General features: G+C 54.1%; 14 protein-coding genes. 3 read left to right on the forward strand and 11 right to left on the reverse strand.

From position 1 onward, the window contains the following. Positions 1-187: 187 nt before the first annotated feature. The gene (locus CU081_RS15070; protein WP_003856826.1) at positions 188-1057 is read left to right on the forward strand and encodes a crotonase/enoyl-CoA hydratase family protein; all 870 of its coding nucleotides are present in this window, start codon (positions 188-190) and stop codon (positions 1055-1057) included. Here CU081_RS15070 and pdeR read toward each other — a convergent pair. The 4 genes from pdeR to fabI all read right to left on the reverse strand — a co-directional run bounded on the left by pdeR (position 1054) and on the right by fabI (position 7200). After that, positions 1054-3045, reverse strand: coding sequence for a cyclic di-GMP phosphodiesterase (gene pdeR, locus CU081_RS15075; protein WP_003856827.1), 1992 nt, complete (start codon positions 3043-3045; stop codon positions 1054-1056). The two genes, CU081_RS15070 and pdeR, sit on opposite strands and share 4 nt — an antisense overlap. A gap of 204 nt (positions 3046-3249) precedes the next feature. After that, complete coding sequence (locus CU081_RS15080; RefSeq protein WP_022651348.1) at positions 3250-5184, reverse strand: exoribonuclease II; 1935 nt, start codon at positions 5182-5184, stop codon at positions 3250-3252. Positions 5185-5272: 88 nt separating this feature from the next. Continuing rightward, positions 5273-6259 carry a CMD domain-containing protein gene (locus tag CU081_RS15085; protein ID WP_022651347.1) on the reverse strand — a complete coding sequence of 329 codons (987 nt, stop codon included), beginning with the start codon at positions 6257-6259 and terminating at the stop codon, positions 5273-5275. A gap of 152 nt (positions 6260-6411) precedes the next feature. Beyond that, positions 6412-7200: an enoyl-ACP reductase FabI gene (gene fabI, locus CU081_RS15090; protein ID WP_003856831.1), complete on the reverse strand. Its 789-nt coding sequence runs from the start codon at positions 7198-7200 to the stop codon at positions 6412-6414. Between the two features lie 393 nt (positions 7201-7593). Between fabI and CU081_RS15095 the strand changes: the two genes are divergently transcribed. Further along, entirely contained in the window at positions 7594-8934 is a 1341-nt protein-coding gene (locus CU081_RS15095) for a sensor domain-containing diguanylate cyclase (protein ID WP_022651346.1), read from the forward strand. An 8-nt stretch (positions 8935-8942) separates the two neighbouring features. Here CU081_RS15095 and CU081_RS15100 read toward each other — a convergent pair whose 3' ends face one another. Then, on the reverse strand, positions 8943-9764 hold the full coding sequence (locus CU081_RS15100) for a helix-turn-helix transcriptional regulator (protein WP_022651345.1): 822 nt from the start codon (positions 9762-9764) through the stop codon (positions 8943-8945). Between the two features lie 47 nt (positions 9765-9811). Then, positions 9812-10213 carry a RidA family protein gene (locus CU081_RS15105; protein ID WP_003856835.1) on the reverse strand — a complete coding sequence of 134 codons (402 nt, stop codon included), beginning with the start codon at positions 10211-10213 and terminating at the stop codon, positions 9812-9814. 132 nt (positions 10214-10345) lie between these two features. On the opposite strand from CU081_RS15105, the gene CU081_RS15110 reads away from it, so the two are divergent. Then, the gene (locus tag CU081_RS15110; RefSeq protein ID WP_022651344.1) at positions 10346-10936 is read left to right on the forward strand and encodes a TetR/AcrR family transcriptional regulator; all 591 of its coding nucleotides are present in this window, start codon (positions 10346-10348) and stop codon (positions 10934-10936) included. Here CU081_RS15110 and sapF read toward each other — a convergent pair. The 5 genes from sapF to sapA are packed head-to-tail and all read right to left on the reverse strand — an operon-like array spanning position 10933 to position 16212. Next, complete coding sequence (sapF, locus tag CU081_RS15115) at positions 10933-11739, reverse strand: putrescine export ABC transporter ATP-binding protein SapF (protein ID WP_003856838.1); 807 nt, start codon at positions 11737-11739, stop codon at positions 10933-10935. The genes CU081_RS15110 and sapF overlap by 4 nt on opposite strands. Position 11740: 1 nt before the next feature. Continuing rightward, positions 11741-12733: a putrescine export ABC transporter ATP-binding protein SapD gene (gene sapD, locus CU081_RS15120; protein WP_003856840.1), complete on the reverse strand. Its 993-nt coding sequence runs from the start codon at positions 12731-12733 to the stop codon at positions 11741-11743. Beyond that, positions 12733-13623 (reverse strand): putrescine export ABC transporter permease SapC, encoded by an 891-nt coding sequence (gene sapC / locus CU081_RS15125; protein ID WP_003856843.1) that lies wholly within the window; start codon positions 13621-13623, stop codon positions 12733-12735. The genes sapD and sapC overlap by 1 nt, the downstream gene beginning before the upstream one ends. Continuing rightward, complete coding sequence (gene sapB, locus CU081_RS15130; protein ID WP_003856845.1) at positions 13610-14575, reverse strand: putrescine export ABC transporter permease SapB; 966 nt, start codon at positions 14573-14575, stop codon at positions 13610-13612. Before sapB ends, sapC begins: the two co-directional genes overlap by 14 nt. Continuing rightward, on the reverse strand, positions 14572-16212 hold the full coding sequence (sapA, locus tag CU081_RS15135) for an ABC transporter substrate-binding protein SapA (RefSeq protein WP_003856847.1): 1641 nt from the start codon (positions 16210-16212) through the stop codon (positions 14572-14574). Before sapA ends, sapB begins: the two co-directional genes overlap by 4 nt. Positions 16213-16256: the final 44 nt, after the last annotated feature.

Raw genomic sequence — 16256 nt, forward strand, 5'->3', positions numbered from 1 at the left:
TCACCCTGAAGCGAAAAGTTAATATTATCAATGATGCAGAAAATTGATTCAAAAGAGAAGGTAAAAAATGCAATAACCAAAGTCCATAAATGAAAGTGATAAATTTAACCCCCGTCTGCTGCGGGTTGTAGGGGTGGATTAGTCTAAAACTGCGCGCAACGCGCTTTTTTATAAGAGGAATTCGACTATGACAGTTATCAACCAGACAACCTGCACATTGTTTACTGATGCTGAACGATTCACTCAACTGGCGGCTTATTATGAGGCCGAACGGCGTACGGTGTGGATGATGTTACGCGCCACGCCACGGCCTTGCTTCAACCATGCGCTGATCGAGGAGATCATGAATCTCTCCTGGCTGGTTCGACAGTCCGGATTTGTCGTTGATTTTTGGGTCACCGGATCGCTGGTCCCCGACATCTACAATACCGGCGGTGATTTACAGTTCTTCGTTGAGTGCATCAAAAACAACCGACGCGAAGCGTTACGCGCCTATGCCCGGGCCTGTGTGGACTGCGTTCATGCCGCCTCGCGAGGGTTTGATACCGGCGCTGTCACGCTGGCTATGGTGGAAGGAAGCGCTTTAGGGGGCGGGTTTGAAGCCGCGCTGGCGCATCATTTCATTCTGGCCCAGCGCGATGCCCGATTAGGCTTTCCGGAAATCGCGTTCAATCTGTTCCCGGGCATGGGCGGCTATTCACTGGTGGCGCGTCGTGCCGGCATGAAAATGGCGGAGGCGCTGATCTACAAAGGTGAGACGCATACGGCGGAATGGTATGAGCAGCATGGTCTTGTGGATCTTTTATTTGAGCCGTTACAGAGCTATGTTTCGGTGCGGACGTTTATCGACACGCTACAGCCGAAGCTGAACGGCGTAAGGGCCATGCTGCGTGCACGTACGCGCGTGCTGCCACTTCCGCGAAGCGAGTTGATGGACATTACTGAGGATTGGGTTGATGCCGCCTTCTGCCTTGAACCGAAGGATATCGCCTACATGGAGCGGCTGGTTATGCTGCAAAATCGCCATCAGGCGACGGGCTTACGTAAAGCCAGCTAACGGACATTCCTTGCCTGATAACGTTTTAGCCATCGCTCAAATGCGGCAGCGGGCATGGGCTTAGCAAAAAGATAACCCTGCCGTTCGTTGACGCCATTCTTCGTCAGAAAGGCGTCTTCTTTTGCACTTTCCACCCCTTCAGCAATGACCTGCAAATTTAACGCCTGGGCCACGGCGACTATCGCACGCACCAGCGACTGTGAAATGGACTGCTTATGGATATCCCGCACGAAAGACTGGTCAAGCTTAATGGCATCGATAGGGAAGCGCGCCAGTTGCGACAGGGAAGAGTACCCCGTACCAAAGTCATCCAGATGAATTTGCGCTCCCAGGCGGCTAAATTGCTGGATCACTGACAGGGCCAGTTCTTCATTTTCAATGAGACAGCTTTCGGTTAATTCCACGTCAATCGGGCAGTATTCAAAATTCAGGTCTTTCAGCGCCTGCTTCAGGTCACTGAAGATGGTCTGGTCCGCCAGCTGACGGGCGGAGACGTTGACCGCGACGCGCATGTTGATCCCCTTGTCGCGCCATTTTGCTACCTGGCGCACCACATCAAGCATAACCCAGCGGCCCAGAGGCACAATCAGCCCTGATTCCTCTGCATAGGAGATAAACTCCATCGGCGGGATCAGGCCACGCTCTGGCGACTGCCAGCGCACCAGCGCCTCCAGACTTCTGACTTCGCCGCGCCAGGTCATTTTGGGCTGGTAGTGGATTAACAGCTGATCGTTATCCAGCGCTTTACGCAGGTTGGTATCCAGCCACAGGTATTCAAATACGCGCTGGTTCATCTCTGGCGAGAAGACGCAGAATTTGCCCCGGCCATTTTCTTTGGCGGTGTACATGGCGGTGTCGGCATTGCGAATGACGCTTTCGCGATCGTTACCGTGCTGGGGCGCAAGCGCGATGCCCAGCGAGCAGCCGGTGTAAACCTCAATCAGCCCGATGCGGAAAGGTTGACGCAGTCGGGTCAGTATTCGCGACGCCATCGCTTCCAGCGCGCCCTGCGAGGTATCGGTGGCCATCACGATAAACTCATCCCCACCCAGGCGCGCCAGGGTTTGTCCTTCGTCCAGGCAGCTCAGGATCGCCAGCGCAACGGCCTGTAGCAGCTGGTCGCCAAACATATGCCCATAGGCATCGTTCACTTTTTTAAAATTATCCAGATCGAGATAAACTACGCCAACCTGCGTGTCACCCCGAGCGGTGATGGCATCAGAGATCAGCTCATGGATGGCATTTCGGTTAGGCAAACCGGTAATCGTATCCGTATTGGCGAGAACGCGCAGGCGCTCCTGAGCCCGACGCTCCTCGGTTATGTCGGTACCTGAACAGATGAGGAAAATTTCATTTTTTCCGCTGCCGCTGTGAACAAATTTATTTCTGAAGAGAAACAGGCGCTGCCCCTTGCGGGTCTTGATCCAGCGTTCAACTTCGTAGGAGCTGCCGTTACGAAAAAAACCGGTGATGTTGCGTTTGGAGGCCGCGGCTTCGCTGCGGCTCATAAACAGTTTGAACACGTTTTGCCCGATAACTTCCTGTTCCTTCAGGCCCGTATATTCTTCACTTAAACGGTTGAAGCGCTGAATATTCCCGTTCTGGTCGAGGATCACAATCACGGAGTTAGCCTCGGAAACTACCTGTTCGGCGAAGGAGAGCCCCTGCGCCAGGTCGCGCGCAACGGAAGGAGTATCGTTCCAGGCTGATGCCGTTCCTGCCCACTCATTTTTGTTAATTTTACGGCCGACAAGATGAACGGGAACGTCCACACCGTACAAAGGCAGGGTCATGGCAATGCTGGAGGTGATTACGGTGAGCTGGCGGATCAGCGCGGCCTGTTCATCATCCAGCGCAACCACCTGAATGATGTCAGCGCTTTCACTGGCAGCAAGATGCAGAGCATTGCTGTCTGCTGTCAGTCGCCACCAGGGGCTATGCGTACCCATGTAACGAAACAGCAAATTCTGCTCCAGATCGTCCATCACGTTTTCTCCCGCGGCTGCTGAGTAGCGCACAAATTATTCATTTGCAGTCGACAATGACGGCTCTCTTTTACTGTAGATAATTCTGGAGAAATGTGGCGTTGGGAAACAGAAAAGTGTGAGAAAAAACGATGATTTTGCGGGAGATAATTCAGGAGAGAACTCCCGGCCATCCCTTAACGGAACGGCCGGAAGTTTACGCGGTTATCAGGCGACAGGGCGCGCGATAATACTGCGGGTTTCCATGCGCACTTCAGCGATGGTGACATCAATCACGTCAGTGACCTTGTAAACCGTTTCGCCTTTAATTTGCACGGTCCCGTTTTCCTGGCTACAAACCAGTTCGTCGCGGACGGCATGCAGGAACGGGGCAGGAATAAAGGCAACGGCGCCATTATCCACCAGGCGAACGCGCATACCGCCGCGGCTGATGTCAATGATTTCAGCCGGGAAACGGGTATCAGTCCCTGCCTTATCATTCAGGAAGCGCGCGTACAACCAGTCGCCGACATCACGCTCCGCCATACGGTTGAGACGGCGACGTTCTGCCATCTGCAATGTCGTATCATCCTGTGGGCGGGCAACAGATTCCCCTTTGATGATCGCTTTCAGCAGACGATGGTTAACCATGTCGCCGTACTTACGGATCGGGGAGGTCCAGGTCGCGTAAGCCTCAAGGCCAAGGCCGAAGTGTGGGCCAGGCTCGGTGCTGATTTCCGCAAAGGACTGGAAGCGGCGAATACGGCTGTCGAGGAACCCTGACGGCTGTGCGTCCAGCTCGCGGCGCAGTTTGCAGAAACCTTGCAGGGTCAGCACTTCCTCAGGATCGACGTGTACGTCATGGGTTTTCAGCAGGGCAGCCAGCGCTTCGGTGTTCGCCGGATCAAACCCGGTGTGCACGTTGTAAATGCCAAAGCCTAATTTGTCGCGCAGCACGCGTGCAGCACAAATGTTGGCGGAAATCATCGCTTCTTCAACGATGCGGTTGGCAATACGGCGCGGCTCAGCGACGATATTCAGCACTTCACCTTTTTCACCCAGCACAAAACGGTAGTCCGGACGATCTTTGAAGACCAGCGCGTGAGTTTGACGCCATTCGCTGCGGCTCAGGCAGACGCGGTGCAACAGACGAATTTGTGCGGCAATGTTGTCCGACTCGGGTTTCCAGTTGCCCGTGTTCTCCAGCCAGTCGGACACGTCGTCATAGGCCAGCTTGGCTTTGGATTCGATGGTGGCGGCGAAGAATTCAATATCTTCTTCAATGGTACCGTCAGCCGCAATGGTCATCCGACAGGCCAGCACCGGACGCACTTCATGCGCACGCAGCGAGCAAAGATCGTCGGAGAGTTCACGCGGCAGCATCGGAATGTTAAAGCCCGGCAGGTAGTTGGTGAACGAACGCACTTTGGCCATCTCGTCCAGCTTGCTGCCTTCGACAATCCATGCGGTAGGGTCGGCAATGGCGACGGTCAGATGCAGTTTGCCATCGGCTGTCTCTTCGGCATACAGCGCATCGTCCATATCCTCGGTGCTGGCGCTGTCAATGGTGACAAAGTCCAGCGCCGTCAGATCGCGACGTTCCAGACCTTCGTCCTGCATTTCAGTCGCCACGCCATCAGGCGCTTCTTTTTCGAGGTTGTGGCGCGCCAGCGTCACCCACCATGGGACGAAATGGTCGTCGCCGAAGGTAATGTATTGGGTAAGCTCGGCGTAGAAACCGCGATCGCCTTTTAAAGGATGACGGCGCATCTCAGCAACCGCCCAGTCACCCTCAACAAAATCATGCTCAACGCCACGCGCGGCGCGGCACGGAATAGCATCTTTCAGGAGAGGATGGTCCGGCACGACGGAAAGACGATCGTCTTTTTTATGCACTTTCCCGACAAAGCGGGTCAGGAAAGGTTCGATCAGTGCTTCCGGCTCGGCAGACTCTCGTTCCTTTTCGGTATGAATAACGGCCGAAATACGGTCGCCATGCATCACTTTCTTCATCTGAGGAGGCGGAATGAAGTAGCTCTTCTGCCCATCAACTTCAAGAAAGCCAAAGCCCTTTTCCGTGGCTTTTACGACCCCTTCTGCACGCGGCGTCTGGGAATGCAGTTGCTGTTTAAGCTGCGCTAGCAGCGGGTTGTCCTGAAACATAATGTTCTATTTTCGTAGCCATTGAGCGGCTGACAGTTTTACGCGAATCTCACTGCTACAGCAAGCGCTCTTTAGGTAAAGAGTATGGTTATTCCTCTTTGCCGAGCGCCACACGCAGACGGTCCAGCCAGCCATAAAATGCATCTCGGGTTAGCAGATTGATGGCCTTCTCTGGCGAGAGACCTGACCCGGTCAGGGGCGTTAACTGGGCGGCGCTAAAGCGATCCGGAGAGGCGACGAGCAGCGCACGAGCGGCTGAGATCATCGAAGACGCGGGGCCTTCACTTAGCGGATGGTTAAGCAGAATTTCGCCCGTCAGATTAAGCAGCATCGGCTCATGACACAGCACAGGGGTGAGCGCTTCAAGCGCCGGTTCCGCCTGCCAGCGTGAGAGCGCCTCAAGCTGAAGCGCACTGGCATATTTTAGCTCTACCGCGGGTAGCGTGGCGGTCCATCTGCTGAAGCTGACCGGCAGCGTATGGGGCTGAATGTGGTGCCCGGGCAACCAGCGTACCGGATGGCCAAGCAATGCCTGAAAAACCGCGACCACTCGCGCCTGAAAACCGACAAAGCCGATGATCTGGTTGATAAGCACAATGTCATACGTTGTGAGTCCAACCTCATCAAGCTGGTTTTGGGCTTTGTCATCGATCACATCGGGTGAGCTGGCTAACTGGCGGGCATACTGGGTAATTTCTGCAAGGCGTCGATTGCTTTCCCGGGAGGAGTCCGGCCCCGGAAGAGGGGCGAGCAGGGCAGCGTAGTGGTTACAGAGCCGCTGAACACCACATGCCTGGGCAACCGTTAATGCCGTGCTCAGCCTGTCGTAGGCGCTGAGCGTATGCAGACGGTTCACGGGAGTATCAAGCGGGAACAAAAGATGACACAGGGTTCGGGCAGGCGTAAGCCAACCAGCACAGCTTGCGAGAATGTCATCGGGCAGGGCTAAATCGAGCAAAAAACGGTCGTCGACGTTAGCGGCTTCGGGCACCAGCGGCAGAACGTCCGTCTGCGAATGATTCGACTGGGTTTCATGATACCAGTGGCCTTTGCCGGAAAAACGGCGTTGTTCCATGGGCGTTCCTTGATCTCAAAATGGCGATCAATATCCTGGCGTAAGGCGGATGAGGGGAAAAATATTGTTAGGTGATAACAAATAGCAGAACGGAATAACGAGGAGCGGGGCGGGGAGAAACTCTCTTCCCTGGCGGGAAGAGAGTGACAAGCTTATTTGATTTCCAGCTCGTTCATTGCAGCGATGTTGAAGCCGCCGTCAACGTGAACCACTTCGCCGGAGATACCTGCGGAAAGGTCAGAGCACAGGAATGCCGCAGAGTTACCCACATCTTCGATGGTAACGGTACGACGAATCGGGGTAACCGCTTCGCAGTGTGCCAGCATTTTACGGAAATCTTTGATACCGGAAGCGGCCAGGGTACGGATTGGACCCGCAGAAATAGCGTTAACACGCACGCCTTCAGGACCCATTGCGTTCGCCATGTAGCGCACGTTGGCTTCCAGAGACGCTTTCGCCAGACCCATAACGTTGTAGTTAGGGATAGCACGTTCTGCGCCGAGGTAGGACAGGGTCAGCAGGGCTGCGCCCGGGTTCAGCATCGCGCGGCAGGATTTTGCCATTGCAACGAAGCTGTAGGAGCTGATGTCGTGGGCGATTTTGAAGCCATCACGGGTAACCGCGTTCACGTAGTCGCCGTCCAGCTGGTCGCCAGGAGCGAAGCCGATGGAGTGAACAAAACCGTCGAATTTCGGCCATGCTTTTGCCAGTTCAGCAAACATGCCATCAATGCTTTCGTCCTGTGCAACGTCACATTCCAGAACAATGCTGGAACCCAGCTGCGCGGCAAATTCTTCAACACGGCCTTTCAGCTTGTCGTTCTGGTAGGTGAACGCCAGCTCAGCGCCTTCGCGATGCATTGCCTGTGCGATGCCGTATGCGATGGACAGTTTGCTGGCAACGCCAGTCACCAGAATGCGCTTACCGGAAAGAAAACCCATAGCTTTAATCCTTATATTCATTGCTTATTTTGCCTTGTAATTCATAGCGTTACAGGCAGTATTTCAAAATCATTCGAAATTAGCTCGAAATTATAGCCCACTCACAGCCCCATGTGTCACGATATTTCTCGCTCCTGCGCCGTGAATGGGCTCACGGAAGAGGTTGAACTGACTCTTCATCAGGCCGTTTCGTGTGTATCCCAGCAGTATATCACCGCACGCGGGGTTCGCCTCATCCAACCAGCGGGCACCGTGACGCCGCCCTCATGCTGATGTGTCCAGCGCCTTTTGCGCAAAATGATCCGTTTAGCCCTTTAAACGCTTTAAAATTGCGCGAGGGTCGATAACGGCTATGCCATTTTGAGTCTTTATCTGTGTGCGGTAAGAAGGAAGATGAAAAATATAACGTTGGCCGAAAAACTGATCATGCTGTCAGGTGCGGCGCTTTTTGCGCTTATGATCGCGGTGAACTCCTTTTGCGTGAATGATAATCCTGGTTTCAGGGTGCCTATGACCACCTATTTGATCGTCATGATTGCGCTGTTCTTTCTGGATACCATTATCTTTATTTTTATCCAGATGCTGTATGCCTCCGACCGATCGCGTTTTTCCTTATTCATCCTGAGCCTGGCATTTCTTAGTGGGCTGGTTTATTTCATTGAGACGATCATTGTCATTCAGATTCCGGAGCATGCTGGTTTTACCCAGGCGGCAAAAACCAACGATACGGCGGTATTCTATTTTTTTCGGCAGCTGAGCTTTATCGTATTACTGGCGCTGGCGGTCCGTGTGGAAAAAATCACGAGACGATCCACGCTCAGATTCCGAAATAAGATCAGCATGACGTTAGCATTAATGATGACACTGGTTATGTTTCCGATGCTGGCCCATTATCTCAGCAGCTACCATCCGGCCTGGACATTAACGATTGCAGCATACGAAGATGAACATCATTATCCTGTCTGGGATATCAGGTACGTAAACGTTCTGATCCTGCTCTGGTCGGCTTTACTTTGTTATATGATCTCTGTGACACGCCTGGCGTCCGGGATCTGGAACAGTATTATTGTGGTTTGCCTTTCCGCCATCGTTTACAATTTTTTCCTCTTACTGCTTGATACCTACAATCTGTCGCTCTGGTATATCAGCCGGGCAGTAGAGGTCCTCAGCAAATTATTTGTGATTTGTACCTTAATGTTCCATGTCTTTAACCTGTTGAAAATTTTCGGCGATCGGGTTGATCGCGATCCGCTTACTCAGATCTACAACCGTAAATATTTTTATGAGGCACTTCCGCGGGTCCGCTCCCTCAGGACAGAAAAGGGGACCAGCATTATGATGCTGGACATCGACAACTTTAAGTCGATTAACGATAACTGGGGGCATCTTGTGGGGGATCGCGTGATTCTGGCGGTCGTGGATATTATCAAAGACAGCATTCGCGATAACGACATCTTTGCCCGACTGGGAGGCGAGGAATTTGGTCTGCTGCTGCCGGATACCGACGGTAAGCAGGCTATGGCCGTCGCGGAGCGTATTCGCCAGAACGTTCAACAGCGCACCGGGCCGGGCTATCATTATGCTCTCCCTGTAAAGGTCACATTAAGTATCGGCGTGTGCTCAGCCATTCAGAATAACGTCAACGGCAATGATATTATGCGTGACGTGGACGAGGCGTTGTATGAGGCTAAGCACAACGGTAAAAACAGAATTGTTACCAGACAGGCTGAATGAAGCTGAGGTTACAGGATGGGGATGAAAACATCAAAATCGACAGAATCGTCGCTGTACGCATTAATTTTCATCAGGTAAATACCGTCACGCAACGTCAGGCGTTGATTTACCATCGCCTTAACGAAGGCAATCTTGTTAAACGCGCTGTAGATTTCCCAGCTACCGCTAAAGGGCATTCTTGCGTATCTCCCACGCACAATGCAGGATTTTTTATTTGTCACCGTGTCGCTTTGTAACGCGTACGATATTAATACCTCGACCAGATACGATCGGCTTTTGCCTAACTCGGGGCGGCGGGGCATCAGAATAATTTTATCGATATCATGGCGGTTTTCTGTCAGGAGCTTTTTGATTTTTTTAGTAATATCATGCACTGAGGTATCAAAAAGATGATCGTGTTCGATAATTTCATGCGTATAGATAAACGTTTCATCCAGATAGCAGACCTCGAGCTCAGGCGTTTCATGTTCGCTTAATAAAAAAGAGGGCTGTAAGATGTCAAAATTCCACCCTCTGGCACATCTGTACTCAGAGGGTGTCAGCCCCATCATTTTTTTAAAGGCTCTGGAAAATCCCTGACTGCTCTGGTAATGGAATAAATACGCAATATCCGTCACCGGAATCGACGTCATTCTCAGCATAATGGCGGCACGGCTTAACCTCCGTCGGAGAATATATTCACCTAAAGAGAGCCGATACTTCTCTTTAAACCATGTTTCGATGGTTCTTCTGCTGTATCCAATATCTGCAACCAAATCACCAATGTGTAAAATAGTAAAGTTATTTTCTTCTACCCAGGAGAGAATATAGTTGCTGATGCTGTCTTTCATTTGTGCGTCAGTGATAGCTTAACGGTAAATCAGTTTACTGCCAGATGTTAATTCGCGGGCGTAGGGATCCTGGCGATAACCTTAATTTCGAAATCAAAACCCGCAAGCCAGTTAACGCCTATTGCTGTCCAGTTTGGGTAAGGGGGGTGCGGAAACGCCAGTTTTTTCGCCTCCATGATGGCGGGGAACTGGTTTTCAGGATCGGTATGAAATGTCGTGACATCAATCAGATCGTCAAAAGTACACCCTGCGGCTGCCAGAGTCGCCCGTAAATTATCGAACGCCAGCTGCACCTGAGCGGGGAAGTCGGGTTCAGGTGTGCCATCGCTGCGGCTGCCAACCTGACCGGAAACAAATAACAGATCGCCAGAGCGGATTGCTGCTGAATAGCCATGCTCTTCATAGAGGGCATGTCGATTAGCCGGAAAGACGGGGTCACGTGGATGCATGGCTTTTCCTTTTCTGTCAGAGGTATTGTTGTGCTTACGCAGTAGAAGTAACATACGCGATGTATGTCAAAAATGTAATCCACATACGCCGCGTATGTCAAATTATAATTACCGCTTAATGAAGGAAGTCCCATGGCTACAAAACGTCGTGCTGAAACGGCCCAGGAAAATCGCGAGAAAATGATTCAGGCGGCGCGGAAGGCATTTGCTGAAAAAGGCTATGCCGCAGCGTCAATGGATGAACTCACGGCAAGCGTGGGGTTAACACGCGGCGCGCTATATCATAATTTCAACGACAAGAAGGGATTACTGGCGGCGGTGGTCGCGCAGATAGACAGCGAAATGGCAGCAAACGCGAAAGCGATTGCCGCCGCCGCCGATGATGACTGGGAGCGACTGCTGGCGGAGGGCATCGCCTATATCAAAATGGCGCTCGTTCCGGAAGTTCAGCGTATCGTCCTTCTTGACGGCCCGGCTGTTCTGGGTGACCCGGCGCAATGGCCCAGCCAGAACAACTGCCTTGAGTCGACCCGTCAGACCATCGAAAAAATGATGGAGTGCAACGTAATCAAAAAGATGGATGCCAGAGTCGCAGCCCATCTGCTGAACGGCGCTGCGCTGAATGCGGCTCTGCTGATTGCCGCGAGTGATGAACCGCAGAAGACCCTTCCGTATGCCATAGAGGTGTTTACTCTGCTGGCAAGCGGGTTACGCAACGGCTAACGATCTTTACGCCACGCGTCCGCCGTCAATGCTTCACCAAAGTGTCCGGCAATCAGGCGTTTTGTCAGGTCATGGAGCGGGGAGGCCAGTACGTCAGCGGTACTGCCGCGCTCGACCACTTCTCCCTGGTGCATCACCAGCACCTGGTCGCTGATGTGTTTCATCATGCCCAGGTGCTGAGTCACGTAAATATAAGAGATCCCCTGCTTTTCCTGTAACTCCAGCATCAGGTTAATGAGCTGCGAACGCATCGACATATCCAGCGACGCCAGCGCTTCGTCGGCGATAATAACTTTCGGGCGCAGGATCAGCGCGCGGGCCAGACCGAGACGCTGTTTTTGGCCCGGGGCCAGCATGTGCGGGTAATAGCTGACATGGTCGGGCAGGAGGCCTACCAGACGCAGGGTTTCGACAATCCGTTTGCGACGCGCTTCCGGCTCCAGGTCGGTATTCAACCGCAGCGGGAAATCCAGGATCTGGGAAATACGCTGGCGCGGGTTCAGGGACGTCGACGGATCCTGAAAAATCATCCGGATGCGCTGACTGCGAAAAGAATAGTCCCCAAATTCCAGAGGATGATCGTCAATCAGTATTTCACCGCCGCTTGGCTCGACCATGCCCGCGAGCATTTTTGCCAGGGTCGATTTGCCCGAGCCGTTTTCACCGATAATCGCCAGCGTCTGCTTTTCGCGCAGCGTAAAGCTCAGCGGTTTAACCGCCTCGACGGTCTGACGGTGAAACAGGCCGGTGCGATAGCGAAAGGTCTTACTCAGGTTACGTACTTCCAGTAAGGTTTCGACCATTTCACTCTCTCTCCATGTTCAGCGGGAAATGACAGGCAAACAGATGGTTTTTCGGCCCTGTCAGGCGCGGTGTTTCAATGCATTTACGCTGAGCATACGGGCAACGTGGTCCCAGACGGCAGCCAATGGGCAGCGATTCCAGCAGCGGTATCGCGCCAGGCAGCGTATTCAGACGACTTTTGTGCGGCATCGCGCTGCCAAAGTCCGGGATCGCCCTGATCAGCGCCTGCGTGTAGGGATGATGTGGCGTCGTCACCAGGTCTTCACTTGGCGCGGTTTCTACCGTCTGGCCGCAATACATTACATCAATTTTATCCGCCCACTTGCTTAGCATTTGCAGGTCGTGGCTGATCAGCAAAATGGTGGTGTTGTTATTCTGGTTCAGACGCGTGAGCAGGCGGAAAATCTGGGCCTGGGTGGTTGGCTCCATCGCGTTCGTTGGTTCGTCCGCAATCAGCAGACGCGGCTGATTCGCCAGGGCGATGGCAATCATCACTTTCTGGCATTCACCGTCGGTCAGTTCGTAGGGGAAACTGCGCATCGCGTCTTTATGGTCTTTGATCCCGACACGGTGCAACAGCTCAATGGCACGACGTTTACGCCAGCCGAAACGCTGCCACCAGCGGCCTTTATAGGTCCAGCCGGGGATGTTCTGCATCAGCTGTTTCCCGACGCGCTCGGACGGATCGAGACAGGATTGCGGCTCCTGGAAAATCATCGAGACGTTATGGCCCACCAGTTTGCGGCGTTCGCGCGGGGAGAGACGCAACAGATCGATGTCGTCGAAGCGCATACGATCGGCGGTCACCCGCCAGTTGTCTTTCGCCACGCCGCAAATGGCCTTGGCGATCAGACTTTTCCCCGAACCCGATTCGCCCACCAGCCCGCGGATTTCGCCCTCTGCGAGCGTAATGCTGATGCGATCCACGGCCTTGACCCAGCCTTCGCCCGTTTTAATTTCTATCGTGAGGTTGCGGATATCGAGTAACGGCATTATTGCACCCCCGCATTGATTGCGCGGCGGATCCCGTCGCCCAGCAGGTTAACGAGCAGCACGCTCACCATGATGGCCGCGCCCGGCAGCATGACCGTCCACGGCGCAACGTAAATCAGCTCCAGCGCATCGCCGAGCATGGCGCCCCATTCCGGGGAGGGAAGCTGCGCGCCAAGGTCCAGGAAGCCCAGCGCTGCGATATCCAGAATCGCCATCGACAGGGCGCGGGTGATCTCCGTCACCAGCCCGGCGGCAATGTTAGGCAGCACGGCAAACCACAAAATATTAAACGTGGTGGCGCCATCCAGACGGGCGGCGACGACATACTCTTTTTCCAGCTCGTCGTGAACCAGGCTGTAAACCGAACGCACCATGCGCGGCAGAATGGCCAGCCAGACGGCGAACATCGCATGGGTGAGGTGCGGCCCCGCGAAGGCCACGACGATAATCGCCAGCAGCAGTGAAGGAATAGAGAGCAGGGTATCAAGAATATGGTTAAGCACGGCCGACCGCAGCCCGTGGGTTGAGCCGGCAAAAATGCCCAGCGCCAGGCCGCAGATCGCGGCAGCCAGGGTGACCACGAACGCGCCGCCTACCGTAGGTGCGGCGCCGCTCAGTAAACGACTTAGCACGTCACGTCCGAGATCGTCAGTCCCCAGGAAGAACGAAACCTCCCCGTAACGCGACCACGACGGCGGTAAAAGCTGATAACCAAGGAACTGCTGATCGATGCCATACGGTGCAAACCACGAACCCAAAACGCACAGCAACACGAGGCCAATGCAGCCGTAAAAGCCGATCATCGCCGTGGTGTCGCCGTAAAAATTACGCCACACGGTACGTAGCGCACCGGGCGTGCGCTTTTCGCTGTAGACGTTATCGTAAGGCATACCATTCCTTATGCTTCAATGGGTTGGCCATGGCACCCAAAATATCGGAAACAACGTTAACAATAATGACCAGGGAGCCAATCACCATCACGCCGGCAGAGATCGCCGCGTAATCCTGCTGGCGAATGGCGTTGATCATCCAGCGTCCAAGGCCCGGCCAGCTGAAAACCATCTCGGTGATCATCGCCAGCGTCAGCATGGTTGAAAATTGCAGCCCAAGACGTGGGATTACGGGTGGCAACGCATTGTGCAGCACATGGCGACGGAGAATCGTCAGGCGAGACAGTCCGCGCGTGGCGGCGGCCTTCACATAGTTTTGATCGAAGACGTCGATAGTGCTGATACGCATCAGGCGAATTACTTCGGTCGTCGGCGCGACGGCCAGCGTGAGCACCGGCAGCACCATGTGGCGCAGCGCGCTCACGATCATTTCGTCGCGCCAGACTGAATCAGAAAGCCAGGCGTCAACGATGGCGAAGCCGCTCACCGTTTGCACGTTATACAGCAGATCAAAACGGCCAGATACCGGCAGCCAGCCTAACGTCAGTGAGAAGAAGAGGGTAAGCAGTAGCGCCAGCCAGAAAACAGGGATGGAAAAGCCAATTAAGGCAAGCGCGCTGATGAATTTATCCTGCCACTTATTACGATAAATGCCCGCCAGCATCCCCACCGGGATCCCCACCATGAGGGCAAAGCCAAAGGCGAGTACACACAGCTCCATGGTGGCCGGGAAAACCACTTTCAGCTGCTCGGAGATGAGCTGTCCGTTAATGCTGGACACGCCAAAATCCCAGTGTAGCAGGCCATTAAACCAGAACAGCCAGGCGTCCCAGAGGGATGAGCCCTGAAGCGGGGCGTGCGGCGTAAAGTAGCTCAGGCTAAAGCCGACAAAGGTCAGGAAGAACAGGGTGACCAGCAGTAACAGCAGCCGACGCAAGGTAAATATAATCATGGTTTCTTCACCTCTTGTTCTTTCTCACGGGTGACGCCCGCGAAGGAGGCGTTACCAAACGGGCTGAGTACCAGCCCTTTAATATCGTAACGGTAGGCCTGGAGGCGCAGGGAAGAGGCAAGCGGCAACACGGGAAGTTCTCTGGCCAGAATATTTTGCGCTTCATCATAGGCCTCAATGCGTGAGGCAAGCTGTTGAGACGCCAACGCTTTTTGCAGCACGGCATCAAATTCCCGGTTACACCAGTGGGCGTAGTTGGTCTGGGAGTTGATTGCCGCACAGCTCAGCAGAGGACGGAAGAAGCTGTCCGGGTCGTTACTGTCGGTGGACCAGCCAGCCAGCGTTAAGTCGTGATTCATGTCCATCAGACGCGCCTCCTGGAAACGGCCTTCGACAGGCACGATGATCACCTTAACGCCCACCTGCGCCATATCAGCCTGCAACAGCTCAGCCGTTTTAAGCGGACTGGGGTTCCACGCCTGAGAGCTGGTGGGCACCCACAGCTGTAGCGTCAGGTTTTCTGCCCCCAGCGCTTTAAGCTGTTCGCGCGCTTTCGCCGGATTATATTCGGTAATCTTCGCCTCGCCGTCATAGGCCCAGGAGGCGCGCGGAAGAATAGAGGCGGCGGTTTCCGCGGTCCCGTAGTAAATCGACTGCATCAGACGCTGATTGTTGATCGCTAACGCCAGCGCATGGCGCACGGCCGGATTATTCAGCGGCGGCTTATCGGTGTTAAACGCCAGATAAGCGATGTTCATTCCCGGGCGCAGGGTCAGGCGCAGGCGTGGGTCGTCGCGCAAAATGGTCAACTGGCTGGCCGCAGGCCAGGCAAGCACGTCGCACTCGCCGGTCAGCAGTTTGGAGAGTCGGCCTGTTCCACCTGAACCCAGATCGACAATTACCTGCGGCATCAGCGGTTTGCCGCGCCAGAAACGATCGTGGCGTTGCAGGCGAATGTATTGTCCGGCGCGGTACTCTGCTAACTGGAACGGACCTGTGCCCACAGGCTCACGATCGAGACGTTCCTGACGATCCTTTTTCGTCAGCTGATCCGCGTATTCGGCTGACATGACCGAGGCGTAGTGCGTCGCCAGATGCCAGAGGAAGGAGGCATCCGGGCGCGTCAGGCGAAACTCAACCGTGCGGTTATCCAGTTTGCGAACGCTTTTGACCGAGTCCGCGAATTGCAGACTGTCGAAATAGGGGAAGTTCCCGCCATTAACGTTATGCCACGGATGATTGCGGTTGAATATGCGCTGGAAGGTGAAAACCACGTCATCCGCGTTGAGTTTACGGGTTGGCGTAAACCACGGAGTGTGCTGAAAGGCGACATCATCGCGTAGACGAAAGCGGTATGTGGCGCCGTTATCAAGCACTTCCCAACTTTCAGCAAGCTCCGGAACCAGCCGATAGGTATAAGGATCGACGTCGAGCAGGCGATCGTAGAGCTGTGCGGCCAGCGTATCAACAATCAGGCCGCTCCCCGCTTTTTGTGGGTTAAAGGTATCAACTTGCCCGCTGACGCAATAGACGAAACCACTCTCTCGGATATCAGGGGGCACAGCGCGATCGGGCGCAGCAAAGGCCAGATTGCTGAACAGACCGAGTGCAAACAGGGACGATAAAACCAGGCGCATAGTTTTTAAGGTTTTTAGATTCGATCTGCAAAGTGTATCGCACT

Origin of the sequence: Enterobacter sp. CRENT-193, from assembly GCF_002787395.1 — a bacterium.
Classification (GTDB): Bacteria; Pseudomonadota; Gammaproteobacteria; order Enterobacterales; family Enterobacteriaceae; genus Enterobacter; species Enterobacter hormaechei_C.